Source organism: Arthrobacter sp. 01T428 (assembly GCF_056398685.1).
The window spans coordinates 71,431-95,828 of the sequence record NZ_JBFTPW010000008.1 but is presented as its reverse complement, the minus strand read 5'-3'; the positions used below and the strand labels follow the sequence as shown (position 1 = coordinate 95,828).

The window sequence follows — 24,398 nt, the reverse complement described above, 5'->3', positions numbered from 1 at the left end:
AATGAATACTTACACGACCGTCCCGAGCGGCGAACAGGTTGTCCAGGAGCTGCCGTGGCGGTGGAAGGTCCAGGGCAGGATCTTCCTGATCGGGGGCCTCGGCTTCATGTTCGATGCCTGGGACGTCACCCTCAACGGCATCCTCATTCCGCTGCTTTCCAAGCATTGGTCCCTCCAGCCCGCCGACGCCGGATGGATCGGGACCGCAAACCTGATCGGCATGGCCTTGGGCGCCTTCGCCTGGGGTACCATCGCGGACACCATCGGCCGGAAACGGGCCTTCACGGCCACCCTGCTGATCTTCTCCATCTTCACGGTGCTGGGCGCAGTCGCGCCGGACATCGTGTGGTTCTGCATCTTCCGCTTCATGGCCGGCTTCGGGCTGGGCGGCTGCATTCCCGTGGATTACGCACTCGTCGGTGAATTCACCCCGCGGAAGCATCGCGGCAAGGTGCTTACCGCTATGGATGGTTGGTGGCCCGTAGGGGCCGCCCTGTGCGGCTTCATTTCGGCCGGACTTGTTGCGGCCTTTGCCGATTGGCGCCTCACCATGCTCGTGATGGTGTTGCCTGCCTTGCTGGTGTTCTGGGTCAGGCGGAGCGTGCCCGAATCCCCGCTCTTCCTCATCCGCAGGGGCCGGCGCCAAGAAGCCGCCGACGTCATCGACAGCCTCGTCCTGGCCACGGGAGCCGAGCCGCGCGCCTACAGCCTGCCCGCGCCACAAGATGCTCCGCGCCTCTCCGCCGGCAGCGCGTGGCAGCAACTGCGACGGATCTGGCAGTTCAACTGGAAGATCACGACGGCGGCCTGGGCCCTGTTTTTCAGCATCCTTCTGGTCTACTACTTGAGCTTGACGTGGATGCCGCGGATTCTGATCGGCGCCGGGTTCGAGGAGTACAAGGCCTTCGTGACGACAGCCGGGATGGCCGGCGTCGGGCTCCTGGGCGTGGCGGTCGCGGCAGTGCTGGTGGAGCGGGTGGGCCGCAAGTGGATCCTGGCCATCACCGCGCCGCTGTCCGCGTTGGCCCTGGTGATCGTGTCATTGGTGGTGGACATTCCGGACGCGGCGGTGTTCTGGCTCCTGGCGTTCGGCTTCGTCATCCAGGTGGCCATCCCGGTGCTCTACACCTACGTGTCGGAGCTCTACCCCACGGAGCTTCGGGGTTCCGGCTTCGGCTGGGCCTCGACCTTCTCACGCGTTGGTGCCGGGATCGGGCCACTCGTGTTCGCTTCGTATTTCTGGCCCGAGCTTGGCCTGGCCACGTCTTTCGCCTTGGCTGGCGGGCTCATCGTGGTGGCGGTGCTGTGGATGGCGTTGTTTGCGCCGGAGACCAAGCAGCTCGAGCTCGACTGAGCATGCCCAACGGGGGTGCCCAACTGACTCGCATTTGTTGTCGTTATGAGCCGCCAAAACGACATCTAATGCGAGCTAGTTGGGCCGAACGGAGGACTTAGGCGTGCTTTCCCGCCGCGAGCTCTGCGAGCGTCCGGACCAGGAGCCTACGCTCCACCACCTTGATGCGTTCGTGCAGGGTGTCCTCGGTGTCGTCCGGGGCGATGTCCACCGCTTCCTGGGCGATGATGGGCCCGGTGTCCACGCCGGCGTCGGCCCAGTGGACAGTGCAGCCGGTCACTTTCACACCATAGGCCATGGCATCGCGGACTCCATGGGCTCCCGGGAAAGCGGGAAGCAGCGCGGGGTGGGTGTTGAGGTACTTGCCTTCGAAGGCATCGATGAACTCCGGACTCACAATCCGCATGAACCCGGACGAGACCACCACGTCCGGATCGTACGAGGCAACGGCTTTGGTAAGTGCCGCGTTCCAATCGGCCCTGTCCGCGTAGTCCTTGAAGTCCACCACGAAGGTGTCCAGTCCGGCTTCGGCAGAGCGTTCCACGCCGTAGGTACCCGGCCGGTCGGCTCCCACGGCTGCGATCTCAATGTCCAGCTCGCCCGCCTTCACGGCGTCGATTACTGCTTGGAGGTTGGAACCGGTGCCGGAGACGAGGACAACAATACGCATTGCACTAGCTTATGGCTGGCTCGCGTAGGCTGGAAAACATGAATTCCGGCGTTGGACCCACCCCGCAGCATCAGCCTCAGAGCGAGGCTGCCAAATCAGCGCTTGCCGTTACCCACACGCTGTTCAGGACTTTCCTGCTGACCGTGCTTGGCGCCCTGTTCGTCTATATCCTGAACATCAGCTACGTCTGGCTCAGTGGAATCCTCACCGTCATCGCCGCGGTGCTTGGAGTGGTGGTCCTCGTGCGGGCGATCCGGTTCAAGCAGCCGCGCATCGTTCTGTTCGGCACCATTTCCGGGCTCGTGGTCACGGCCATCATGTGCCTGCTGGTGCTCACCGCAGTCGTCTTCTTCCAACAGGTCACCACCTTGGAGAACTGTGCACGAGGCGCACTGACGCTCCACGCCCAGAACTCGTGCCAGGTGGATTTCCAGAATTCCCTTCCCTCCGGATTGCGCTAGCCGGGGCGCAAGCCAGGTGAGGCAGGCACCTTAGCGGCGGTCGCCGTCGTACACGGAATCGTCGAGATCCGCTTCGCGGAGCTTCTGCCGCCTCTCGAGCCAGGGCCCCACCCAATAACCGATCACGACGCCGATCCCCACCTCCGCGGCGATCCAGACTGCCGTCCACCGCGGGTCCGGGCCGATCTCGGTGAGACGCCCGATCCCGGCGGAACCGCGCGCCAGCCAGGCGAGGCCTCCGGCCAAAGCCCCTGCGACGGCCCCGATGAGCGCGCCGAGGATCAGCGTGGAAACAGGAGCCGTGAACCAGCGCGCCTTGATCTTGATGGAGAGCCATTCGTCGAAGTGGTTCTCCCCCGCCCGCAGGAACCACCAGCCCGCCAACACACCGGCGATCACCGGCAGGGCGAGGGCCGCGGCGCCGAAGTCGAGCTGCCCGGTGGGCAGTGCGCCGAAGACGGGGATCGCGGGCAGCGGCCCGACGGCGGTGCCCAGCGGCCCGACGTGTGAGCCGATGCCGAGGGAGAACCCTGCGCCAGAGGACCAAGCCAAAGCGAATACCGCCAGATTGGGGAGGTAGCCGAGCTGGGCGATGGTCAGGACGCCACCGCCGAGGGCGCCGGCTTTCAGGCCTTCGTAGACGGCGATGATGTCCGTCCAGTGGATGACAAGGTCGACGGCGAGCAGCGTCGCTGAGAGTGTCAGGGCTGCCATGATCGCGACGAATCCGGCCTTGATGGCGGAGCCGAAGTAGGAACCGGCCCAGCGGGAATGTTGGCTTGTGCGTGCAAGCCAATCGACGGCGTCGACCCCAATGAGCCTGCTCCACGAGCCCGACTCACGCCGGGCACCCACCACCATGCCGAGACCGAACGGGATTAGCGGAAGTAAGGCAGCGAACCAGATGTTGATGACGACGTCCTGCGTCCGGCACACGAATCCGGTGGCCGCGCCGAACGCCCCGTAGACAAGCAACGCTCCGAAGAAGGCCTGCCACAGCTGGTCCGTGTAGGAAGCCCTGGCCAGCCGGCGGCCCGCGCGCCACGCCAAAAGGAAGGGGACCAGCGTCAGTCCGAGCGGGATAAGGGACAACATCCCGGAACCCGGTAGGCCCGCGGTTCCCATGTTCACAGTGGCAAGTTGCAGCGGAACGCCGTGGACCAGCAACCAGGCTTGGCCAGCCAGGCGTGCCAGGAAATCGACGGTGTGGTTCTGGAATCCGTCAGTTGCCCAGACACCGATCAGCGGCAGGACCACCACGAGCGCGGAGATGATGGCGGCCTGGGCCGACTCAAGGGCACCCTGCAGCCACAAAGGCATGGGCAGGCCATGGTTACCAGTCTGATCAGCGCGCAGTTTCATCGTGTTCTATCGTGCCACGGCGTGCCCCGCTCCCCCGGCAGGCGCCCGCACGGCCCGCCAATCCCCCAACGCCCGCTCACTTATGAGGCGTTCCGGGCGGACGCTCGCTCACCAATGAGGCTTTCCGGGCGGACGCTCGCTCACCAATGAGGCTTTCCGGGCCAACGCCCGCTCACCAATGAGGCACGCCGGGCCAACGCGCGCTCACTCCGGCCGCACCGCTGTCGTCGTATATGTGTGCGAGCGTTGGCAGGAAACCCGACATACGTGAGCGAGCGTCGGGGAAAACCCACCGTAGGTGAGCGAGCGTCCGGGGCGCGCAGTGCCTGTTGGGGCCGCCGGGCACGCCGCCGCCAGGCCGGCCGGACGCCGCCGCTCCAAGCGCTTTTTGCATAAGTCAGACGTAAAATTGGATTGTTCGCAATAGGTGGATGGAGGGCATAAATGACTACCGCAACCCCACATGCACATGGTGTTCACTTTGGACGGACGGACATCCAGAACATCGGCATGGGTGTAGGTATTCTGATGGCGCTGGTGGGCCTTCTCGGATTCATTCCGGGAATCACCATGCGGTACGGGGAATTGCAGTTCTTCGGGCCAAATTCGCACGCAATGCTCCTGGGTGTGTTCCAAGTGTCGCTGCTGCTCAACATTGTGCAGCTCCTCATCGGTGGAACCAGCTGGGCGATGTCCCGCTCGGGCGGCCATAGCGCACGCAATATCCTGATGAGCTTCGGCGCCTTGTACATCGTGTTCAGTGTGTACGGACTGAGTGTCGGGGTTGATTCGGCGGCCAACTTCCTGTCGCTGAACACGCTCGACAACTGGACGTTCATGGTCTTGGGCATCCTGATGATTGCCGCTGGCTGGATGTTTTCACGGCATCTGGCCGACGACGCAAAGTAGCCCTATTCAAAGCCCGGATTGAGTTAGCCCGGGATTACAGGAGCCGCCGATGGGTAGGATCTACAGCTAAATCTGAATAGTCATACAAGCGGTTGGTGCAGTTCCTGCGGTGAAGAAGCCGGGAGCTGTGCCAACCTTCTTTGTGCCCGACGCCGTCAGATCCACTTTGGTGCCGCCGGCACGGGCCCAGCGCCCGCGGTCACCCCGCCGGCCCCGCGTCCGGTGGCCCATTGCACGACGCCGGCGAGAGGCCCGGCGACCACGACGGCGGCGTCCGGATCGCCGAACGTGAGGTCCGTGCCAGCGACGCTGACCAACAACCCGGCGTCGGTGCCCCGGGCGGCCCACGAACCGGTGATGTCGCGCAGCAGCCGTTCCAGTACCGACGCCGGGATGTCACCGAACGATGCTCCGTTGTAGAGGTCGACGGCGTGCACCCAGACTTCGCGGGTGCGCATCCAGGCCGTTTCCGACGCCGGGACTTCCCTGCCCTGGATGGTCCGGACCGTGTGGTGCCAGGCGTCTTCGGGCAGGTCGCGCCATTCGACGCTCAGGTGCACTGCGGAGTGGTCGAAGAGGTTCCGCAACGCGATGGGAGACAGGGTGGCGCCGAAGTTGATCTCCTCATCCCGCACTGCAATTGAGGGATACATCGGAGTCTCCACGCCGGTCGACGCCCACTCCACGAGGCGGGCGATGGCCCGGGCGTTGTAGCCCACGTGTGCTACAACGTGGCGGCGGGTCCAGCCGGGAAGCAGCGAATCGCCGTCGAGCCCGGCATCGGTGAGTTCGTTGAGCTTGCGGGCGAAGAACGCGGTCCCCCGCCGGGCCTGCAGGAGCTGTTCCTGCAGGCCCGGATCGGTGGTGAGGTCGTGGCGGGCGACCATCAGGCTTCCTTGACCACGCGGTTGTTCAGCTGGCCCAGTCCCTCGATGGTGGTGACCAGGAGCTGGCCCTCCTGGAGGTACCGCTTCGGGTTCTGGGCATGGCCCACTCCGCCGGGGGTGCCGGTGGCGATGACGTCGCCCGGGTTCAGCGTGATGATGGTGGAGATGTAGGACACCAGGAATTCGGGGGTGAACACGAGGTCCCCGGTGGGGGTCTGCTGCTGGATCTCGCCGTCCACCGCGGAGGTCATGAGCGGCCCGGCCTCGAACTCGTCCTTGGTGACCAGGGCGGGCCCGAACGGGGTGGACTTCTCCCAGGTCTTGCCTTGCAGCCATTGGATGGTGCGGAACTGGTAGTCGCGCATGCTGATGTCGTTCAGCACCGAGTACCCGGCTATGTGGTCGGCCGCGTCGGCTTCGCTGATGCGGCGCCCCTTCTTGCCGATCACGACGGCGAGCTCGGCCTCCCAGTCGACCGTGTCCGATTCCTGCGGCAACGCCAGGTCGTCGTTGGGACCGATTAGCGATTCCTGGTACTTCGCGAACAGGGTGGGGTACTCGGGGATTTCCCGGCCCATCTCCTTGATGTGGTTGCGGTAGTTGTGCCCGACGCAGATGATCTTCCCCGGTGAGGGCACGACGGCGGCGAGGTCGGCGCCGTCGTACGCGTGAGTTGCGCCGTTGGCCGCCTCAGCGATAGTCGCCCAGGCGGGGTCCTGCAGGAGGGCGCCCACGTCGGAGAACCCGTCGATCTCGGTCAGGGTGTCGCCGTCCTGGCGGACGGCCACGGTGCCGGTGCCGGTCCCGTCAGAAATGCGGAGGGTGAGGAGTCTCATTTGTTGCGTCCTTCGATGTACGTGCGGTTGAAATTCAGTCGTTCGAAAATGGGGGCGTCGCTGAAGCGGAACAGATCGAACTCACTCTCGGCGTGGAGCGACCATTCCTGCCAGGACGGCACGACAAAGAGGTCGCCCTTTTCCAGGACCTTGGACTCCCCGTTCAGCACTACGGTGCCGCGGCCTTCGAAGACCTGCCAGACACTGGAACCGACTTCGCGCACGGCCTCGGTGGAAGCGCCGGCCCGCAGGCGGTGGAACTCGGCGCGGATGGTGGGCATGACGTCCCCGCCGGTGGTCGGGTTGGTGTAACGCACGGCGGCGTGGCCCTGGGACACCGTGGCCGGGTGGCCCTCGTCCTCGAGAAGCAATTGTTCGCGCAGGGCGGCGTCGGTGTGTTCCCAACGGTAGGCCGCGATCGGGGAATTCACCGTGTCCTGCAGCCCGGAGAGGGGACGGAGGCCCGGGTGGGCCCAGAGCCGCTCGGAGCGCGAAACGTCCGGGGTGGCCTCGTCAGTGACACGTTCGGTGCCGAATTCGAAGAACCCGGCGTCCGCGTAGTGCACGAACGGGATGTCCAATCCGTCGATCCACGCCATCGGCTGGTCCGTGTCGTTGTGGTGGCCATGGAAGTTCCAGCCCGGCGTCAGCAGGAAGTCCCCGCGGCGCATCGCCACCGGATCCCCGTTGACGACCGTCCAGACGCCCTCACCTTCGACGACGAAGCGGAAGGCGTTCTGCGAGTGGCGGTGCTCCGGAGCTGTTTCGTGCGCGCCCAGATACTGGATGGCAGCCCACAGGGTGGGTGTGGCATACGGAGTACCGGCGAGGCCCGGGTTTGCCAGGGCGATGGCACGGCGTTCCCCGCCACGGCCAACAGGCACCAGGTCCCCGGCACGGGCCGCCAATGGGTACAAATCGTTCCAGCGCCACACGTAAGGCACGGCCTTCGGGGACGGCACCATCGGCATCAGGTCCGCGATCTCGGTCCAGAGCGGAATCAGGTTCCCGGCCTCGAAATCCTGATACAGCTGCTCCAGCTGGGCGGCTTCCTCGGGAGTCGGTTCCGGAACAGCGTTCTCGGCGGCAACTGATTCGTGGGTTGTGCTATCGGCGCTGATGGACACAGAGGCCTCCTCGGGGGTACGGGACAGTTTTGGCGTACTCCAGACCCTAGGGAAGCCCCCAAGTGATCTCCAGCATATTCTGATAGACAGAATCTTCTGGCCCACCTGACGGACCCGCCGACCCAACTGACTAGCAATAGATGTCGTTATGGGCCCTCAAAACGACATCAACTGCGAGTCAGTTGGGTGGGTCACGGCTTGGGTGGGTCACGGCTTGGGTGGGTTAAGGCTGGGACTCGGCCGGATTGGCCGCGATATCGATCTCCAATTGGCGCTGGGTTTCCCGCATGATACCCACAAGACCAGCATCGAAGAGCCTGCGGAACCGTGCCACGGGAGTAGCTACGCTCAGCGCGCCCACGGCGACGCCCCGCCCGTTGTGGAGAGCCACCCCCAAGGCGCTGATCCCTTCCTCGGTGCCTTCGAAATTCGCCGCGAATCCGTTGCTCCGGATCGTCTCAAGCTCGCGCAGGAAAGCCGGATATTCGGCGTCGGGAATGTTGTCGCCGCCGATCTCCGCGTTGTGGCTGCGGAACAATTGCTCGATCATGGCGGGCTCCAGCTCTGCCAACAGCGCCTTGCCGCCCGAGGCTTTGTTCGCGGGCAGGACGGTTCCCTGCCTGTCGCCGACCCGTAGGGCATTGGTCCCCTCCACCGTGGCCAGGAACCTCACCTTGGTTCCCACGCGAACCATGAGATTGACGGTCTCATTGATCCGCCCACTCAGGAGTTCCATGTGCGGCTGCGCCACCGTGCGAAGCAGCCGGCTCCAACTGAGTCCTGCCGGTCCAACCCCCATGGCCGGCCCGGGCACGTAGCGGCGGGTCTCGTCCTGGACCGCGAACCCCCGGTAGACCAGCATGGCCAACAGCCGGTGGGCTGTGGAGGGAGCAACACCCAGCTCCGCGGCGGCGTCCTTGAGGCGCAGGCTGCCGCCGTCGCGCAGGAGCTGAAGGAGATGCAGGGCGTTGTCCACGGCTTCAATGGAATAGGCCGGTTTTTTGCGGGCTGGAAGATTCTGCACGACAGAATTCTATTGGGCTGCATAACCAAACAGCCACACAGTGGTGGGATGAATCACACACCATCCGCTGCAGCGCCGGAGCGGACCCAAGACGGCGTTCACCACCTCCCCAGGGCCTCCGCCCGGTTCTCCAAGCGTTCCGCCGCCGCTGTCCTGGTCTGCTGGTTGCTGGTGGTTTTCGACGGCTACGACCTCATCGTCTACGGCACCGTCCAGAGCGCCCTCATCACCGACACCGGCTGGGGGCTCACGAAAGCCACCGCCGGCACGGTCGGCTCGATGGCGTTCCTCGGCATGATGATCGGGGCCATCTTCGCCGGGAGGATGTCGGACAGCTGGGGGCGCCGCCGGACCATCATCGCCTGCGCCGCACTGTTTTCACTCTTCACCATCTTGTGTGCGTTCTCCCCGGACGCGTTCGTCTTCGGGGGTCTGCGCTTGCTGGCGGGCATCGGCCTGGGCGGACTTGTTCCCTCGGCCAATGCCTTGGTCGCGGAACTGGTCCCCGCCAAATGGCGGTCCACCATCGCCACGCTAATGATGTCCGGAGTGCCGATCGGCGGCTCGATCGCCGCGGTGGCCGGCATTCCGCTCATTCCCGCTTTCGGCTGGCCGGTCATGTTCCTGGTGGCCGCCGTGGCGCTCCTCGTGGTGGTTCCGCTGGGCATGCGCTTCCTCCCGGAGACGCTCCCAGCGACACTCGAGGAACCCCTCCCGGCCGCCAAGAACGCGAACCAAACAGGCGGCTTCAAGTCCCTACTCCGTGCCCCGTACCTCGGCATGAGTCTCCTGTTCGCGGTCTCCACCCTCGTCACGCTCTTTGCTTGGTACGGCCTGGGCACCTGGCTGCCGAACCTGATGCAACTGGCCGGCTACAACCTCGGGTCAGCCCTGACCTTCGCGCTGGCACTCAACCTCGGTGCCGTCGTCGGCTCGGTGGCCACTGCGTGGGCGGGAACCCGATTCGGTCCGATCCCGACGGCGATCGCGGCAGCCGCCGTCGCCGCCGTCGCGCTGGCCGTACTGGTGGCGGGTCCGCCTGTGGGGCTTGTCTACGTCATGTTGGTGCTGGCGGGGGTCGGCACCCACGGAACCCAATGCCTCATCATCGCGGCGGTGGCCAGCCATTACCCGGCGCATTTGCGGGGCACAGCGCTTGGCTGGGCCCTCGGCGTCGGGCGCATCGGCGCGGTCGCGGCACCCCAGGTAGGCGGGCTGCTGCTCGCGGCCGGCCTGGGCGTCAACTCGAACTTCCTGGCATTTGCCGGGGCCGCCGCCGTCGCGGCCATCCTGCTCGGCGCCATCGGCACCAAGATCAAGACCGCGAAGATCACGGCCGCCAAAAACCAACCCACAAACACCACCTCTGTAGGAGCTAGCAATGTCTGACCGCAAAACGTCCACCGAAGTCCTCGTCGTCGGCGGAGGGATGGCCGGCCTTGCCGGCGCCCTGGCCCTGCGCGCAAACGGCGCCGAGGTGACATTGGTTGAGCGGGCGCCCGAATTCGGCGAGGTCGGGGCGGGACTGCAGATGGCCCCCAACGCCTCCCGCGTCCTGAAGCGTTGGGGCCTCCTCGGGAAGGCGCTCGAGATCGGCGTCCGCCCCAAGCACTTGGTGTTCCGCGACGCCCTCACCGGTGAGGAACTCACCCGGCAGACCCTCGGTGGCGAGTTCGAAGAGCGCTACGGCGCCCCGTACGTGGTGATCCACCGCAGCGACCTGCACCGGATCCTGTTGGAGGCCTGCCAGGATGCCGGCGTGCGCCTCGTGAACGACGTCGTCGTCGAGAAAGTCGAGACCGTGAACCACCGCGGCGTGGCGCACACGTCCAGCGGCGATGTTTACGAGGCCGACGTCGTGATCGGCGCCGACGGCCTCAAGTCCACGCTCCGCGCCGCCGTCGCGCAGGACGGGCCGGTGTCGTCGTCGTACGTCGCGTATCGCGGAACGGTGCCCATCACGCCGGAGACCCCGGCCGCCGATCTCGAGGACGTCGTCGTCTACCTCGGTCCGGACTGCCACCTCGTGCAGTACCCGCTGCGCAAAGGCGAGCTGCTCAACACCGTGGCTGTTTTCAAGTCGCCCTCGTTCGAGCGCGGTGAGGAGCAGTATGGCGGCGTCGACGAACTCGAGGCGGCTTACAAGGACTGCATTCCGGCAGTACAGCTTGCGCTGCGGAACCTTGCGACAGGCATCCGCTGGCCCATGTACGATCGCGATCCCATCGAGAACTGGATCCACGGCCGCCTGGTCCTGATGGGCGATGCCGCACACCCCATGCTCCAGTACTTGGCCCAGGGAGCCTGCCAGGCGCTTGAAGACGCCGCGGTCCTCCAGGACTCCACCGTCGGCTCCGTGTTCAACGACGACGGCGTGGACACCGCTGCTTGGGATCGCGCCATCAGCGATTTCAACTCAGCCCGCGCAGCGCGGACGGCCCGCGTCCAACGCACGGCGCGCGTCTGGGGAGAGTCGTGGCACGTGTCCGGCGTCGCACGCGTCTTGCGGAACCTGCTGTTCAAGAGCCGCAAGGACGGCGACTTCCAGTACAACGACTGGCTCTACGGCCAAGAGGACGACGGCGTTCCGGCGGTCCCAGCCGACGGCACCGGCGAGATGAGGACAGTATCGCTCGCGGGAACGCACGCCTAGCAGAATCCGTTGTGTCAATTGTAGGTAAACAAATTGCTGGACTCCTGGAGCAGACCGAAGCAGACTGACTACACGAGCCGCTTGGGTGCTTGCCGTTGAAAGGACAGTCATGTTCGACCTCGTTGCTTATCTCCCGATTCTCGTCACCGTATTGGGGGTAGTTGTCGCCGTTACCGTTATAAGGCTTCTCATCAAATTGATGTGGAAGGTGGCTGAACCAAACGAGGCATTGATCATTTCCGGCCTGACTCGGGGAAGTTTGGACACCAGGGACGGAATGGATTTCAAAATCGTCACGGGAAAGGGCGCCTTAGTGGTTCCCGGGCTCCAAACCGTGAGGACGTTGTCCCTGACGCTGAATGAAACAGAGCTCCAGGTCAACTGCGTGACCTCGCAAGGCATCCAGGTGATCGTGGAGGGCGTGGTGATCTACAAAATCGGTGACGCTGCGCCGTTTATTGCGAACGCCGCGAGGAGGTTTCTCGGCCAACAGCCCAAAATGGAAAGCCAGGTCTACAACGTTTTTGAAGGGCATTTGCGCTCGATCATTGGCAGCATGACCATGGAAGAAATCATCCGCGAGCGTGACAAGCTCGCCTCGTTGGTCCGCAGCGCAAGCGGCATCGAAATGGAAAAGCTTGGCTTGGTAGTTGATTCCCTCCAAATCAAGGACCTCCAGGACCCCACGGGCTACATCCAGAACCTGGCCAAACCGCACATTGCACAGGTCAAAATGGAGGCCCGCATCGCCGAAGCCACCAGGAACCGCGAGGCCGCGGAGAAGGAGGCCGAGGCAGCCGCCCAGATCGCGGATGCCCAGAGCATTTCGGCGATCAAGCAATCAGCGGCCCAAGCCAATGCCGAAACCGCGAGGGCCAACGCCGCGCAGGCCGGTCCGTTGGCAGACGCCACAGCGCGCCAGCAAGTGGTGGTCCAGGAAACCGAGGTGGCCAAGCTGGAAGCGGACCGCGAAGAGCAAAAGCTCCAGACGTCCATCCGGAAGCCCGCCGATGCAAAGGCGTACGCCCAACGCACCGAGGCGGAAGCCCAAAAGGCCGCCGACATCAGTGCGTCCGAGGCGCGGGCACGGCGGACGGAACTCGAGGCTCAAGCGAACGCCCGCAAGGTGGAAGTCGAAGCCCAGGCCAACGCCACGGCGGCCGCCGCCATCGCGGGAGCCACGAAGATCACGGGTGAAGCCGAAGCCGCGGCCACCCGGGCCCGCGGCGACGCGGCAGCCTCGGCCATCAAGGCCAAATCCTTGGCGGAAGCGGACGGCATCAAGGCCCGCGCCGAGGCTCTCGGAACCAACCAAGAGGCCGTCATCTCCCAACAGCTCGCGGAGAACATGCCGGCGATCGTGGCAGCCGCGGCTGAACCCTTTGCCCACGTGGGCAACCTGACCGTCCTCAACGGCGGCGAGGGCCTCAACAGCATGGTGGGTGGGATCCTGTCCCAAGTGGGCAACTACCTGCCATCGATCACAGCTGCGCTCAAGAACGGCAAGGAACCGCCCAAGCGGCCCACCAAAACCCCTGATGCATAGGGACACCGATGCACAAAGAGGTTGATCGGAGCCTGACGGGCAAAATCGGCAGGGTCACGGGTCGTATCGGGCCAGGCACTGTGGGGGAAGTGATGCTGCCGTTCCACGGCGGTACGAGCGCCTTCCACGCGCATCCATTCGACAAGAGCAGTGTTTTCAACGTGGGTGACGAGGTGCTTGTCATCTACTATGAGCCGCCCGGGACCGTATTCGTTGACGAGTTGCCGGACGTCCTGAAGGCTGCCAGATAGCGCGACCGCCAGCCGGCGCAATAGAGAACCCGACAAAAAGCTGAGGGCGGCTAGTCAGCCGCCCTCAGCTTTTTGTCACTGATCGATTGCTCAGCCCAGCGGCGGAGCTCCTACGCTGTCGTACATCGCGTAATCGTCGGTGGTGACCGATCCGTTGCTGAACAAGCTCAACCCGAAACTGATGGCCGTGGCCCCGGCGGGTAGTGCCGGCGTCGTGAAGCTTGCCTGTGTGTAGGTAGTCGCGGTATTCAGCCACGGTCCGGAGGTCCAGTACACCCAGTTGTTTGAGGCGTCACGGTAATACAAGGCGAACTGTGTGACGGCTGTAGAGGTGTACCAAACACGCACCGAATAGGTGTGTCCGGCGACGGCCGCAGGTGGGCAGGTACTGGTGTCCATTGTTGGAAGCAGTTTCGCGTCACCACTGGAGTATCCCGTGATGGTGAGTTTCTCCGCTTTGGTACCGGTGTGCGCGGTAGCAACCGTGCTGAACGTCGCGGTGTTGGTGCCGTATCCGCCGGCCTGCCAGCACTGCGGGAACGAGCCCGTACCGGCCGTTTCAAGGCTGGGGTTCTGTACCAGGTTGCCGCCGGCTGGTGGCGGCGGAGGAGGCGGTGGCGGGGTGCCGACGTCGAACATCTCGTAGTCGTCGGTGGTGAGCGTGCCGTTGCTGAACAGGTTCAACCCGAAGCTGATGCCGCTGGCGCCCGTGGGCAGTGGAGGCGTTGTCCAGGTGGCCTTTTGGAAGGTCGTGGCCGCTGAGAACCAGGGGCTTGATGTCCAATACTTCCAGGAGCCTACGCCGATCCGGTAGTAGAGCTCGAATTGGGTGCTTGTGGTCGATTTATACCAGGCACCGATTGAATAGGAGTTCCCGGGTGTGGCTGTAGGCGAGCACCCTCCTAGGTCAAGGGTCGGCAGCAGCTTGGCGTCGCCGTCGACATAGTTGGTGACCACGAGCTGTTCGGCGACTTTTCCGGTGTGTGCCTGCCTGACGGTGGAAAAAGCTGCCGTGTTAGTGCCATAGCCTGCTGCGGCCCAGCACTGCGGAGCCCCGCTGACCAAGGTTTCAAGGCTTGGGTTCTTGATCAGGTTGCCCGTGCCCTCCGGTGGTGCCGGCGGTCCCGAGACAAGCGGCTTGACGGTTCCGCCGATCACTTGGGCCACCGTCTTGACCGTGGTGGTTGCGGGCCTGGACTTGAGCCACGTGGCGAACTGGTTGAACAGGGTCGGGGTGATGTTCAGCGGATCCGTGCTGGTAGCTGAAATATGGTGGAAGGTGAGCTGGACCCACCCGCCTGCGGGCTCCGCCTGGGTGACCGACTTTTGCAGGTCCGCCAGGGTCCAGGTGTTGTCCACTTCATCCGGGGCCGCCGTGTTGTACGGGTTGGCAGGAGGGATGGTCTCCGCGAGCGGGCACCCCGCGCAGCTGAACCGCGTCTTGATGTCACCAAGGTTGCGGGCGCTATTGAGCCCGCAGTTCTTGACGACGGTTTCGAGGGATGCGTTCTCGGCAGCGAACGGATACGCGAAGTCAGTGATCGTGAATCCAAGGTTTGTGAGGTTGACCCTGTCGTTGCAAATCTGGCGTGTTGCCTCATCCAACGTCACGGTGGTCAGGTCCGGGTGGGTAACAGTATGGCCGGCAATCTCATTGCCGTTTGCCACAAGGCCCTGCATGTCGCTTGTCGTCAGGTAATTGGGGTTGTTGATGAATCCGGACGGCGTGAAGAAAGTACCCACCAGGCCCAGGCTCTGCATGGTCTGCGCGGCGTTGAGTTGGTCGGCATTTGCGTCGTCAAAGGTCAAGGTGACGACGGTTGGATTAGCGGCTTGGGCTGCGGGTGCGGTGATGCCGGCGGTGACGCCGGTGAAAGCAAATACCACCACAACGGTGGAGAACCACGTAAACCATTTACCGGGGATCGTCCCTTTAAACGTCCGGTGCTGGTCAACCTGGTCAGTACGGTTGAAGAGTTTCATAGGGTCTGGCTCGATTCTAGACAACGGCCTGGCCGGACATACGGGCGGCGCAGGGTGAATCACCCAACGTTGTTCAGCATGTGAGGGCGCGCCGCCCAGTCATCGCCCGCTTGCCGAAATACCCCGGTGCCCGGGACAAGCCCCAGTCATGGCCACGAGGTTCACTACCGTTGTCACCGTAAGGCGGGCCGACATGGGGGAATAAGAGTAAGTCCTACCCGTCTTTGAGTTGCGTAATTACCTAGATTTGCGCATGTTCGGTCGCTACGGATCCTCCACTCGGGGAAGCAACGTCAATTTGTTAACCAAACCTTCCCCTTGCGGTCACGCCCATTCCCCCGCTTCGCCAACCGCCGCGCACACCGTGGAGGGGTGAGGATCGCTATCGTTGCCGAATCATTCCTGCCGCTCATGAACGGGGTCACGCACTCCATCCTGCGGGTGCTCGAGCATCTGCAAGAGCGCGGCGACGAAGTGATGGTGATTGCGCCGTCGACGTCCGACACTGCTGTCTCGGACGTCGTGAACGGCGCTTTTGTCCACCGCCTCCCGTCCGTGCCCTTGGCCGGATACACCAATGTGCGGGTGGCGTTGGGCGGTGTGAGCCGGGTCAAGAGAATCCTTGCCGACTACGCACCGGACGTTGTCCACCTCGCATCGCCCTTCGTCCTCGGGTGGCGGGCTGTGCAAGCTGCGCACCAGCTCGGCATTCCGACGGTTGCCATCTACCAAACCGAGGTCCCCAGCTACGCTGCCCGCTATGGGCTCCCCATGCTGGAGAACTGGGCATGGAACCGGGTGGACAACATCCATCTTCGTGCAGACCGGACACTGGTCCCGTCCACGTTCGCGCTCAACCAGTTGCGCGGCCGCGGGATCCTCAGGGTGGGAATGTGGCGGCGCGGTGTGGATACCGCGCGCTTCTCCCCCACCAAGCGCTCGACGGCGTGGCGCACCTCCGTTGCGCCCCACGGCGAGCGCATCATCGGCTACGTCGGCCGCCTCGCGATCGAGAAACAAGTGGAGGACCTCGCCGTGCTGGCGGACCTGCCGGGAACCAGGCTTGTCATTGTGGGCGACGGTCCGCAACGCGCCGCCCTGGAAGCAGCTCTGCCGAATGCCTTCTTCACCGGGTTCCTCGGCGGCGACGAATTGGCCCAAGTCGTGGCGGGCTTCGACCTCTTCGTCCATCCCGGAGAGTTCGAAACGTTTTGCCAGACCATCCAGGAGGCCATGGCCTCCGGCGTTCCCGTCGTGGCCACCGGCCGGGGCGGTCCCCTCGATCTCGTGGAAAACTCGCGCACCGGCTGGCTTTACGAGCCAGGAGACCTCGCGCAGTTGCGGGCCTACGTGCAGGACTTGGTGGGCGACGACGCCAAGCGCCGTGCGTTCGGAACGGCGGCACTCGCTTCGGTCCAAGGCCGGACCTGGCCGGTGCTGAGTGCCCAACTCGTCGAGCATTACGAGGCGGTAATCGCGGGGGAAGCGCTCGTAGAACCGGCCGCCGCTCCCAGCCACCCGGTTCAAGCAGCCGAACTTCAGGCGTCCGAACTTCACGCGGCCGAACTTCACGCGGCCGAACTTCACGCGGCAAAGCCTGCCACCATTTCCGTGACTTCCAGCAAAGGACTCCCAGCATGAAAATCTCCGTTGTAGGCTGCGGCTATCTTGGCGCAGTACACGCCGCCACGCTCGCGTCGATGGGCCACACCGTGGTGGGCATCGACGTCGACGCCCAGAAGGTGGCCCACTTGAACAAGGGTTTCGCACCTTTCCACGAACCCGGCCTCGACGAACTTCTCCGCGACGGCTTCGCTACCAAGCGGCTCACGTTCTCCACCGACTTCGCCGACGCCGCCGGCGCCCAGACGCACTTCCTCTGCGTGGGCACTCCGCAGTCCAAGACCTCCGATACGGCGGACCTCTCCTACGTGATCGCAGCCACGAAGAGCCTGCTTCCGCACCTGGCGAGGGGCGCCGCCGTCGTCGGCAAATCCACCGTTCCCGTGGGAACGGTGGACATGCTCCGCGGCATCCTTGCCCGCAGGCCGGATGTCCTGCTCGGCTGGAACCCCGAATTCCTGCGCCAAGGTACGGCAGTGAAGGACTCATTGGTCCCGGATCGTTTGGTATACGGCGTGCCGGGCGGCAAGGACTCTGCCGCGGGCGCCCCTGTCACGGCTGCGCTCGACGCCGTCTACGAACCTCTGATTTCGGCCGGGATCCCGCGGCTGGTCTGCAACTTCGCGACCGCCGAGCTCATCAAGTCCGCCTCCAATGCGTACCTCGCCACGAAGCTCAGCTTCATCAACGCCATCGCCGAGCTTTGCGACGCTTCAGGGGCCGACGTTACCGAGCTCAGTGAGGCGATGGGGCTGGATCCGCGCATCGGCAACCGGTACCTCCACGCTGGACTGGGTTTCGGCGGCGGCTGCTTGCCGAAGGACATCCGCTCGTTCCGCGCACAGGCACAAGCGCTGTCCGTGCCTTCCCTCGACGAGTGGATGGGTGTGGTCGATTCCATCAACCTGGGCCAGCGCGCCCGCGCCGTGGACGTCGCCCGTGACATGTGCAAGGGCTTCCTGTCCGGCCGCACCGTCACCGTGCTGGGCGCGGCGTTCAAACCGGACACCGACGACATCCGTGACTCGCCCTCCCTCGACGTCGCACTCCAACTCGCCGCGGCCGGCGCCCACGTTACGGTGACGGATCCCAAGGCGATCAACAATGCCTGGATGCGCTATCCGCAGCTCCGCTTCGAAGCGTCCACCACGCGCGCTCTCGAAGGCGCCGAGTTGGTGCTGCTGCTCACCGAATGGGACGAATACCGTGCCCTCTCGCCCGCCGCCGTCGGCTCGCTCGTACGACGCCGGATGGTCCTGGACGCGCGGAACGTCCTGGATGCTCGAGCATGGCGGGCGCAAGGCTGGACGGTTCGCGGGCTCGGAACCGGCTCCTACGATGAGACTTCGGAGCCGCTTACCGAAGCCAAACCTCCCGTCGTTCCCGTCGAACCGCTCAACACACGCCCGTTCATTGTCGGTTCGCCGGCCAAGGCACCCTCCACGCGACGGTAGTCGCGTGGTTCATCGTGTATTCGGGGCTTTGGGGTGCAGTGCATCGGTGATGACGAGGGAGACGTTCTGCCCACCGAAACCGAAGGAGTTGCTGAGCACAGCCTGCTGAGGGACGTTCCGTCGTTGGATGGCGACGTCGAGGTTGATGTCGGGATCGACGTCGGTCGGGGTGAGGTTGCGGGTCGGCGGAATGACGTCGTGCTTCACGCTGAGGACCGCTATGAGAGCCTCGATCGCCCCTGCAGCCCCGAAGAGATGGCCGAGCGCCGCCTTGGGCGCCGTCACGGTCGCGTGCCCGAAAACCTCCCTGATGGCACGGGACTCGGCAGCATCTCCCACCGGCGTCCCAGTAGCATGGGCATTGATGTGCCCGATCTGCTCGGGAGCAAGTCCAGCTTGCGCGAGAGCCTTCCGCATTGCCGATATCTGACCGCTGCCTCCGGGAGCGGGGGCGGTGATGTGGTGGGCGTCGGCCGCGATGCCGGCTCCGGCGAGCACTGCGTGGACCCGTGCACCACGGGCGGCGGCGTGTTCCGCACTCTCTAGCACCAAGACCGCGGCTCCTTCTGCCAGGACAAATCCGCTGCGGTCCGCGGCAAACGGTCGAGACGCTGAGGCTGGCTCCGCGGTGTGGCGCGACAGCGCCCGGGTCTGCTTGAAACCGGCGACTGTGACCGGGGTAATCGCCGCCTCCGTTCCGCCCGCGATGACCACGTCTGCTTCGCCGGCACGGATGAGCCTGGCCCCTAGCGCAATCGCCTCGGCGCCGGATGAGCAGGCGGAGACCGGCGTGTATACTCCGGCGCGCGCACCGTAGGCGATGCTGATCAGCGCGGCAGCGGCGTTGGGCATGAGCATGGGTACGGTTCGTGGCGAGACACGGCGGGCACCCGACAGTTCAAGAACGTCGTCTTGCTCCAACAGGGTCTGCACGCCGCCGATTCCGGTGCCGATCGCCGAGGCAAGTCGCTCCGGGTCGACCTCAGGGGCGCCGGCGTCAGCCCAAGCCTCGGCCGCCGCGACAAGAGCTGCCTGCTGCGAGCGGTCCAGGCGTCTGGCTTGCACCGGCGACAAGTACGTGGCCGGGTCGATCGCCATTGTCCCGGCCACGGTGCCGGCCAGTTCGCCGTCCTTATGGCCGGGTAGAACGTTTCCTCGGATGCCGGACTCACCAGCCAGCAGGGCTTCCCAAGTCGATCTGACGTCGCCTCCGAGTGGCGTGATCGCGCCAAGCCCGGTCACTACAACCTCATTCCATCCCATAACCTTCAAGTTCCTCTCTTGTATGTCATACAACTAACCGTACTTTTGTATCACATACAATCGAGATGTGATTCAGAAGCGAACCGAACCCGAGGCGCAGACCTCGACGCTCGAGCGCGGACGCGCGACCCGGAGGCGACTCATCGAGACCACGGCGCGACTCGGCAAGGAGCGCCACGGAGCCCAGCTGAGCGTCGCGGAGATCGCAGACGCGGCAGGAGTGTTCCCCAACCAGATCACCTACTACTTCGGTTCCAAGGACTCATTACTCGTGCACGCCGCATTCCTTGGTCTGCTTCACGACACCCGGCGGATCGAGCGGATCGGCCGCCAGGCCCCCGACGCTGCGACCTTCCGGCGCAACATCGCCCGTGCGGTCCTCGCCCTGCCCTCGCTCCCTTCGGTCGCGGGAGCACTCGCGACCGGAATCGCCAAGGCCGAGCTCGCCCCCGTGGTCGACGAGCACCTCCAACTGCTGTTCCGCCAATCGGAGCGCTTCGTGACCCAGCTTGTCGGCAGCCGGGGTTGGAGCCTCAAGCGACCCGTCGACGTCGAAGCCAGGACATTCTGGAGCGCCGCACTTGGTGCCGCACTTCTCGCACACGCCGGGGCGCACGGCACCGGCGCAGACCTCGACCTCGCCGGGACATTGACGGTCCACGACCAGACCGGCCACGTCTAAGTTCCTTAGCGTTCCCAGGCCGAGAACGGCTCTCAGTGTTTTTGCCCGGATTACACGTAGACGGGCCACCGCGCACACGGAGATCCGGCTTATTCACACTGAGAAACGGCCTTTTGCACACGGATTTTTCCGTTTTTTATACGGAGACGCCAATTTCACCGAGAGAATCTGAATCGTGGATGGCCTTCCTTTGGGGAGGGTCACCACTCTTCAAGGCCAGCGAAACCGTTGGCCGTTCTACTCGAGAAATGGGGTTGTAGTGGAATCAACAATGACGAAAAGGACCGGCCTTCAGGCTGCGGCCGCGGCTGCGCTGGCCGTGGTTGGCATCTTCGGCGCGAGCTTGGCCGTTTCATGGATCGCGGGGTCCCTTGGGATCTCTGCCGCGGCGGCGTCCCAGATCATGCACGCCATTGAGGTCGGAGGCTGGGCTCTCGTTGTCATCGGCACAATTTTCGGGGCAGGAATCACGGGTGCCTTGATCGCAACGGCTCGAGGCATCCTCTTCCGCATCGGCCGGGCGCAAGCAGTCGCCTAAATCGATGCTTGCTAAGACAGCACGCGTGCTTGGGGGCATCCCTGGATGGTTGCTCCCAAGCACGGGCCTCGCCATGGCAGCCATAGCCATCTTCGGCTACTCGTCGGTGGACCTGTCCTGGATCCGGGACGCCAGGGACATGGGTGGGAGTCCGCTCTACAGCAAAGACTTCCTCCAGATCCTTGGGCGAAACGTCGGCGCGGCCTTGGTGCTCTATTCGGGGGTCGCGACCCTCGGGCTGACCACGCTTCTCGGAGCCGGAATCCTGGCGCTGTATGTCGGGGCGACGGTATCCCTCGGGGTGCATTCCGTCGGCGGTGCGGGCCTGGTTGCGGACGTGATGTGGTACGTCCCGTTCGAGTTCTTCGGCCTGGTGATGGCGGCGACCGCCGGATTCCAGCCCGCCGCGGGCCTGGCTCGGAGGCTGCTGATGAAGAACGAGCCTCCAACCCTGAGGTCGTTCATCGACGACATGGCCCGTTCCCTCGGCACTTTGCTCATTGCCATCGCCCTGATAGTCCTCGGTGCCGTCATCGAGGCCATCGTGATTCAGCTCAAGACCTGAGGAGGAATTCATGACCAGCACGGAAGACGGACGGAAGTCCGAAACCGTCATCAGCGTCGCAAAGGTCGGAAAGTTGCGTCCCGAGCCGTCCTCAGCCAGGGAATGGGTCTCGACGTCCCGGGGTCTGTGGATCGCGGGCTACATCCTGCTCATGGCTTTGGTGGCTCTGCGGCTTCCCCTGACCAGAAAGTATCTCAACGCGAACGTTCCGGCGGACGTGCGCTCGGAAATCGGGGACGATCGCCTCCTGAGCCTCTCCATGACCGTGGGCACCGTTTTGTTCTTCCTTGTCTACGCCGTGATCATCGCTTTGTACTTCTCGCTGGCCGCGTTCTTGGACAAACGGGTGATCCCGGGAAAATCGGTGCTCGCGGGCCGCTTCAAGATCGGGGCCTTCTTTGTGATCGCCATTCTCGCCACGATCCCGGTGAATCTCTTCAGCGTGGCCTTTGGTGTCATCCAACCGCGGGAAATCCCCGGATATTGGGCCTATTTCCCCTCGATGGCCGTGCTGGCCCTGGTGATCTTCTACCGACATTGGCGCGAGTTTTCCACAGGCAGGAAGATCCTCGTTGTGCTTTCGGCCATGGGTCTGTCAACAATAGTCGCCATCGGCTGACCTTCCTCAACCACCACCCACGGACAGAAATTCTCAATGATTACTCAGCTCTTCGGCCTGCTTCTACGAATCGTGGGCCTCCTGGTCGCTGCATTCTCCTGCATTTCAGTCGGCCTGATGTGGGCTTCTCCCGCCCCGGATGGCCTCAAGAACATAGATCCCCTCGCCGTGAAGAACACGATGGTCACCGTGCTTCTCGTCTTCGGAGTGGCGGCACCCTTGCTTGCGGCCTTCAGCAAGGCCGGGAAATGGCTACCGCTCAAGGCGGCCGTTTTCGCCGTCGCCGGTTTCGCCAACGCGGCGGCCCTCAGCCCGGTAATAGTCGTCCCGTTCCAGGGCACGACGTCGGCCATCGCCGCGGTCTGTGCGCTCGGCCTCGCGGTCCTCACCATTGTGGCCTTCATGGACTCAGTCCACAAGAAGAGTCCGCGGAGCAAGTTCTAGGCGCCGATGAGGACCAAAACCCCACCCGCCGACGTCGCAGGCCAAGCTTCTAACGCCAGCGTCCCTGCTGTGTCGGTCCGGAGGTCCGATTACCGAATCCTGCGCGACTTCCGGGCTTTCGAAATCGTCAATGCGATGCGTTTGCCGCTCACGCTGGACGGTTTCAGGGCCCTCGCGATCTTCGGATCGATCGCCTTGGTCCTGCTCGGAACAATGGTGTTCGCATCCACGATGTCTGTTCTCCGCGACGGCCCGCTCCGCCAAGACACGGCTGCTGTGCTCAACTGGGGATTCCTCGCGATCCTCTACTCCGCGGTCGCCTCAGTTCTCACCGAGGTAGTTTCAAGCCGACGGCTGGCAGTATCCGGCACTCCGCATTTGGAGCTCTTCCGGGCGATGGAACTTCCCCTCCCGCAGGTTGTGGTGAGATACGGTCTGGTCCCGGCGTTCCGCCGCACGGGCATCCTTTGGTATTCGGCCGCGGTATTCCTCCTGGTCTTCTTCGAGGAATCGCCGAGCTACTTTGGCGTCGTGGCGGCTTCGGCCTCCGTCCTGGCTCTCGCCTCCTGTGCGTGCGTCTACTGCGTCCTCCATTTCGCTTCAACACCTGCACGAAGGATGGGCCTCCATTGGCGGTATGGCGTCTTGGCGCTCATCCTTGGATTGTTGCTCGGGGCTGCCACGGGATTTCTCCTGCCTCAGCTCTCCCGGCTCGGCGGCCTCGCCGTGGACCCCTCGCGCTTCCTTCCGGCGTTGTACTCCCTGGCAGCGGCCGCGTCCGGGATATTGATCCTGCTCAGCATCCGTGCCTTGCGCCGCCTCAGCTACCGCAGGATTTCTTTCAATACGGAGCGGGGCGGCAGCCAACGGCCGGCGACAAGCTTCGGGCTATTCGTTGTCACTGATCTGTTGAGCAGCAAACAGGGCTCGGTGATCGCCACCATCGTCCTTGCCTGGATCGCCGTCGTTGGCATCCTCTTGGGAGCGAGGGGCGTCTTCCCCCTGCAGTCGGCTCTCGGCTCCGGAGAGCTGCACAAATCCTTGATTGGTGCTGCCGTGCTCCTGAGCCTCGGCGTCACGGAACCGATGCTCTATCGGATCGGGCCCACGGCGAAGCTGTACCACTACCGCTTCGCGTGGGAGAACGGCTTCTCCGCCACCGCGATCGTTGTCCGGCTCGTCGGAATCTACGTCATAGCGGGGGCGGCCATCGGTGGATTTGTTTTCCTAGGGGCATTTCTCGCACTGGACCTTCCGGCTCCTGGTGCTGTCCTCGCGGGTTTGATCGTCGCGGCGTCCGGAGTCGTCGCGGAATCCCTCTCCCGTCCGCCAACCACCACTGGCGGGACCAAGTCCAATGACGTGATGGACGGCCTCTTCACACTCCTCCTGATTTCTCCATGCTCGCTCATTCTTGTTGTCAGCCCCGAGTTCAGCACCGTGCTGTTGTTGGGCTATTCCATCCTCTTGATCCTGGGAGCCGCCGTATGCCTGCATCAACGTCTTTTGAGGCTTCGATCGAAATCGATTCTGTAACCGCCGGCTACCGGCAAGGCACCCCTGTCCTGGACGGACTCAGTCTCAGCATGAACGAGCCCGGGCTTTACCGTGTGGCCGGCAGCAATGGCAGCGGGAAATCGACGCTCCTGGAGCTCATCAGCGGTTTCCTCCAACCTTGGGCCGGAAGCGTTCGGCTTTGCGGTATCGACGCCAGCTCACCGGACGCGCGCCACGTACGGAGCGTCTGCCGTACGACGCCGGCGCTCTACCCCTCCATGACGGTTCACGACCATCTGGCCCTGGCGGCACGTAGCCGTCAGGTCGGTCCGGAGGCCGGGCTCGCCCGGCTGGCCAAGTATGGACTGAAGGACTGGGTGGAGCAGCCCGTCTCCATGCTGTCCACGGGCAATATCCGGAAGCTCTGGCTGCTCATGTGCACTGTGGCCGACACCCCTGTGGTCGCCATCGATGAGCCTTTCAACGGCATGGACGTTCGAGGCATCGAGGCCCTGATCGACGAGCTCGGCGACTGGGCACAGCACAAAGTGGTTGTCCTCATTTCGCACACAATTCCGGAGCAACTGACCGTTAGGCATTCCTTCGTCTTCAAGGAGGAAGGAGCAATCGCGTAGACCGAAGCCCACTGG

At 64.1% G+C, this 24,398-nt stretch carries 24 protein-coding genes; 16 read left to right on the top strand and 8 right to left on the bottom strand.

What is annotated here, in order from left to right; all coding sequences use genetic code 11:
- The first annotated feature begins 1 nt into the window (after position 1).
- Entirely contained in the window at positions 2 to 1,354 is a 1,353-nt protein-coding gene (locus AC1DJB_RS11210) for an MFS transporter (RefSeq protein ID WP_306964017.1), read from the top strand.
- Between the two features lie 97 nt (positions 1,355 to 1,451).
- Here AC1DJB_RS11210 and purN read toward each other — a convergent pair whose 3' ends face one another.
- Positions 1,452 to 2,024, bottom strand: coding sequence for a phosphoribosylglycinamide formyltransferase (gene purN, locus AC1DJB_RS11205; protein ID WP_284991732.1), 573 nt, complete (start codon positions 2,022 to 2,024; stop codon positions 1,452 to 1,454).
- 38 nt (positions 2,025 to 2,062) lie between these two features.
- On the opposite strand from purN, the gene AC1DJB_RS11200 reads away from it, so the two are divergent.
- Positions 2,063 to 2,485, top strand: a complete 423-nt coding sequence (locus tag AC1DJB_RS11200; RefSeq protein ID WP_253257189.1) for a hypothetical protein — start codon at positions 2,063 to 2,065, stop codon at positions 2,483 to 2,485.
- A 30-nt stretch (positions 2,486 to 2,515) separates the two neighbouring features.
- Here the strand turns inward: AC1DJB_RS11200 and AC1DJB_RS11195 are convergent, their stop codons facing one another.
- A complete protein-coding gene (locus AC1DJB_RS11195) occupies positions 2,516 to 3,847 on the bottom strand; it encodes a cell division protein PerM (protein ID WP_284991733.1) in 1,332 nt (443 codons plus the stop codon).
- Positions 3,848 to 4,291: 444 nt separating this feature from the next.
- Here AC1DJB_RS11195 and AC1DJB_RS11190 point away from each other — a divergent pair, with 444 nt between their 5' ends.
- The gene (locus tag AC1DJB_RS11190; RefSeq protein ID WP_284991734.1) at positions 4,292 to 4,756 is read left to right on the top strand and encodes a DUF4383 domain-containing protein; all 465 of its coding nucleotides are present in this window, start codon (positions 4,292 to 4,294) and stop codon (positions 4,754 to 4,756) included.
- 155 nt (positions 4,757 to 4,911) lie between these two features.
- On the opposite strand, the gene AC1DJB_RS11185 is transcribed toward AC1DJB_RS11190, so the two are convergent.
- The 4 genes from AC1DJB_RS11185 to AC1DJB_RS11170 form a co-directional block, all read right to left on the bottom strand.
- Positions 4,912 to 5,643: a maleylpyruvate isomerase family mycothiol-dependent enzyme gene (locus AC1DJB_RS11185; protein ID WP_441433631.1), complete on the bottom strand. Its 732-nt coding sequence runs from the start codon at positions 5,641 to 5,643 to the stop codon at positions 4,912 to 4,914.
- A complete protein-coding gene (locus tag AC1DJB_RS11180; RefSeq protein ID WP_441433630.1) occupies positions 5,643 to 6,479 on the bottom strand; it encodes a fumarylacetoacetate hydrolase family protein in 837 nt (278 codons plus the stop codon). Before AC1DJB_RS11180 ends, AC1DJB_RS11185 begins: the two co-directional genes overlap by 1 nt.
- Entirely contained in the window at positions 6,476 to 7,606 is a 1,131-nt protein-coding gene (locus tag AC1DJB_RS11175; RefSeq protein WP_284991737.1) for a cupin domain-containing protein, read from the bottom strand. Before AC1DJB_RS11175 ends, AC1DJB_RS11180 begins: the two co-directional genes overlap by 4 nt.
- 223 nt (positions 7,607 to 7,829) lie before the next feature.
- Positions 7,830 to 8,630: an IclR family transcriptional regulator gene (locus tag AC1DJB_RS11170; RefSeq protein ID WP_059388029.1), complete on the bottom strand. Its 801-nt coding sequence runs from the start codon at positions 8,628 to 8,630 to the stop codon at positions 7,830 to 7,832.
- A gap of 48 nt (positions 8,631 to 8,678) precedes the next feature.
- On the opposite strand from AC1DJB_RS11170, the gene AC1DJB_RS11165 reads away from it, so the two are divergent.
- The 4 genes from AC1DJB_RS11165 to AC1DJB_RS11150 all read left to right on the top strand — a co-directional run bounded on the left by AC1DJB_RS11165 (position 8,679) and on the right by AC1DJB_RS11150 (position 13,080).
- A complete protein-coding gene (locus AC1DJB_RS11165; RefSeq protein WP_441433629.1) occupies positions 8,679 to 10,019 on the top strand; it encodes an MFS transporter in 1,341 nt (446 codons plus the stop codon).
- Positions 10,012 to 11,283: an FAD-dependent oxidoreductase gene (locus tag AC1DJB_RS11160; RefSeq protein WP_441433628.1), complete on the top strand. Its 1,272-nt coding sequence runs from the start codon at positions 10,012 to 10,014 to the stop codon at positions 11,281 to 11,283. Before AC1DJB_RS11165 ends, AC1DJB_RS11160 begins: the two co-directional genes overlap by 8 nt.
- 109 nt (positions 11,284 to 11,392) lie before the next feature.
- On the top strand, positions 11,393 to 12,829 hold the full coding sequence (locus tag AC1DJB_RS11155; RefSeq protein ID WP_284991740.1) for a flotillin family protein: 1,437 nt from the start codon (positions 11,393 to 11,395) through the stop codon (positions 12,827 to 12,829).
- 8 nt (positions 12,830 to 12,837) lie between these two features.
- Complete coding sequence (locus AC1DJB_RS11150; RefSeq protein WP_284991741.1) at positions 12,838 to 13,080, top strand: hypothetical protein; 243 nt, start codon at positions 12,838 to 12,840, stop codon at positions 13,078 to 13,080.
- 90 nt (positions 13,081 to 13,170) lie between these two features.
- Here AC1DJB_RS11150 and AC1DJB_RS11145 read toward each other — a convergent pair whose 3' ends face one another.
- Complete coding sequence (locus tag AC1DJB_RS11145) at positions 13,171 to 15,063, bottom strand: polysaccharide deacetylase family protein (protein ID WP_284991742.1); 1,893 nt, start codon at positions 15,061 to 15,063, stop codon at positions 13,171 to 13,173.
- 372 nt (positions 15,064 to 15,435) lie between these two features.
- Between AC1DJB_RS11145 and AC1DJB_RS11140 the strand changes: the two genes are divergently transcribed.
- Positions 15,436 to 16,704, top strand: coding sequence for a glycosyltransferase family 4 protein (locus AC1DJB_RS11140; RefSeq protein ID WP_441433627.1), 1,269 nt, complete (start codon positions 15,436 to 15,438; stop codon positions 16,702 to 16,704).
- Entirely contained in the window at positions 16,701 to 18,140 is a 1,440-nt protein-coding gene (locus AC1DJB_RS11135; protein WP_441433626.1) for a UDP-glucose dehydrogenase family protein, read from the top strand. The genes AC1DJB_RS11140 and AC1DJB_RS11135 overlap by 4 nt, the downstream gene beginning before the upstream one ends.
- 9 nt (positions 18,141 to 18,149) lie before the next feature.
- On the opposite strand, the gene AC1DJB_RS11130 is transcribed toward AC1DJB_RS11135, so the two are convergent.
- Positions 18,150 to 19,403, bottom strand: coding sequence for a beta-ketoacyl-[acyl-carrier-protein] synthase family protein (locus AC1DJB_RS11130; RefSeq protein ID WP_441433625.1), 1,254 nt, complete (start codon positions 19,401 to 19,403; stop codon positions 18,150 to 18,152).
- A gap of 67 nt (positions 19,404 to 19,470) precedes the next feature.
- Here AC1DJB_RS11130 and AC1DJB_RS11125 point away from each other — a divergent pair, with 67 nt between their 5' ends.
- From AC1DJB_RS11125 to AC1DJB_RS11095, 7 genes are all read left to right on the top strand, one after another.
- On the top strand, positions 19,471 to 20,085 hold the full coding sequence (locus tag AC1DJB_RS11125; protein ID WP_284991746.1) for a TetR/AcrR family transcriptional regulator: 615 nt from the start codon (positions 19,471 to 19,473) through the stop codon (positions 20,083 to 20,085).
- Positions 20,086 to 20,356: 271 nt separating this feature from the next.
- Positions 20,357 to 20,623 carry an uberolysin/carnocyclin family circular bacteriocin gene (locus AC1DJB_RS11120; protein ID WP_059388033.1) on the top strand — a complete coding sequence of 89 codons (267 nt, stop codon included), beginning with the start codon at positions 20,357 to 20,359 and terminating at the stop codon, positions 20,621 to 20,623.
- 4 nt (positions 20,624 to 20,627) lie between these two features.
- Positions 20,628 to 21,188, top strand: coding sequence for a stage II sporulation protein M (locus AC1DJB_RS11115; RefSeq protein WP_441433624.1), 561 nt, complete (start codon positions 20,628 to 20,630; stop codon positions 21,186 to 21,188).
- Between the two features lie 10 nt (positions 21,189 to 21,198).
- Positions 21,199 to 21,807, top strand: a complete 609-nt coding sequence (locus AC1DJB_RS11110) for a hypothetical protein (protein ID WP_059388035.1) — start codon at positions 21,199 to 21,201, stop codon at positions 21,805 to 21,807.
- Positions 21,808 to 21,843: 36 nt separating this feature from the next.
- Positions 21,844 to 22,251, top strand: coding sequence for a hypothetical protein (locus AC1DJB_RS11105; RefSeq protein ID WP_476910247.1), 408 nt, complete (start codon positions 21,844 to 21,846; stop codon positions 22,249 to 22,251).
- Between the two features lie 6 nt (positions 22,252 to 22,257).
- Entirely contained in the window at positions 22,258 to 23,787 is a 1,530-nt protein-coding gene (locus AC1DJB_RS11100; RefSeq protein WP_476910246.1) for a hypothetical protein, read from the top strand.
- A complete protein-coding gene (locus tag AC1DJB_RS11095; RefSeq protein WP_172465515.1) occupies positions 23,739 to 24,383 on the top strand; it encodes an ABC transporter ATP-binding protein in 645 nt (214 codons plus the stop codon). Before AC1DJB_RS11100 ends, AC1DJB_RS11095 begins: the two co-directional genes overlap by 49 nt.
- The last annotated feature ends 15 nt before the right edge of the window (positions 24,384 to 24,398 follow it).

Bases quoted from the DNA above. Each gene is read 5' to 3' on its own strand.
- AC1DJB_RS11210 (WP_306964017.1), top strand. From the start codon at position 2: ATGAATACTTACACGACCGTCCCGAGCGGCGAACAGGTTGTCCAGGAG.
- purN (WP_284991732.1), bottom strand. From the start codon at position 2,024: ATGCGTATTGTTGTCCTCGTCTCCGGCACCGGTTCCAACCTCCAAGCA.
- AC1DJB_RS11200 (WP_253257189.1), top strand. From the start codon at position 2,063: ATGAATTCCGGCGTTGGACCCACCCCGCAGCATCAGCCTCAGAGCGAG.
- AC1DJB_RS11195 (WP_284991733.1), bottom strand. From the start codon at position 3,847: ATGAAACTGCGCGCTGATCAGACTGGTAACCATGGCCTGCCCATGCCT.
- AC1DJB_RS11190 (WP_284991734.1), top strand. From the start codon at position 4,292: ATGACTACCGCAACCCCACATGCACATGGTGTTCACTTTGGACGGACG.
- AC1DJB_RS11185 (WP_441433631.1), bottom strand. From the start codon at position 5,643: ATGGTCGCCCGCCACGACCTCACCACCGATCCGGGCCTGCAGGAACAG.
- AC1DJB_RS11180 (WP_441433630.1), bottom strand. From the start codon at position 6,479: ATGAGACTCCTCACCCTCCGCATTTCTGACGGGACCGGCACCGGCACC.
- AC1DJB_RS11165 (WP_441433629.1), top strand. From the start codon at position 8,679: ATGAATCACACACCATCCGCTGCAGCGCCGGAGCGGACCCAAGACGGC.
- AC1DJB_RS11160 (WP_441433628.1), top strand. From the start codon at position 10,012: ATGTCTGACCGCAAAACGTCCACCGAAGTCCTCGTCGTCGGCGGAGGG.
- AC1DJB_RS11155 (WP_284991740.1), top strand. From the start codon at position 11,393: ATGTTCGACCTCGTTGCTTATCTCCCGATTCTCGTCACCGTATTGGGG.
- AC1DJB_RS11150 (WP_284991741.1), top strand. From the start codon at position 12,838: ATGCACAAAGAGGTTGATCGGAGCCTGACGGGCAAAATCGGCAGGGTC.
- AC1DJB_RS11145 (WP_284991742.1), bottom strand. From the start codon at position 15,063: ATGAAACTCTTCAACCGTACTGACCAGGTTGACCAGCACCGGACGTTT.
- AC1DJB_RS11135 (WP_441433626.1), top strand. From the start codon at position 16,701: ATGAAAATCTCCGTTGTAGGCTGCGGCTATCTTGGCGCAGTACACGCC.
- AC1DJB_RS11130 (WP_441433625.1), bottom strand. From the start codon at position 19,403: ATGGGATGGAATGAGGTTGTAGTGACCGGGCTTGGCGCGATCACGCCA.
- AC1DJB_RS11120 (WP_059388033.1), top strand. From the start codon at position 20,357: ATGACGAAAAGGACCGGCCTTCAGGCTGCGGCCGCGGCTGCGCTGGCC.
- AC1DJB_RS11115 (WP_441433624.1), top strand. From the start codon at position 20,628: ATGCTTGCTAAGACAGCACGCGTGCTTGGGGGCATCCCTGGATGGTTG.
- AC1DJB_RS11110 (WP_059388035.1), top strand. From the start codon at position 21,199: ATGACCAGCACGGAAGACGGACGGAAGTCCGAAACCGTCATCAGCGTC.
- AC1DJB_RS11105 (WP_476910247.1), top strand. From the start codon at position 21,844: ATGATTACTCAGCTCTTCGGCCTGCTTCTACGAATCGTGGGCCTCCTG.
- AC1DJB_RS11100 (WP_476910246.1), top strand. From the start codon at position 22,258: ATGAGGACCAAAACCCCACCCGCCGACGTCGCAGGCCAAGCTTCTAAC.
- AC1DJB_RS11095 (WP_172465515.1), top strand. From the start codon at position 23,739: ATGCCTGCATCAACGTCTTTTGAGGCTTCGATCGAAATCGATTCTGTA.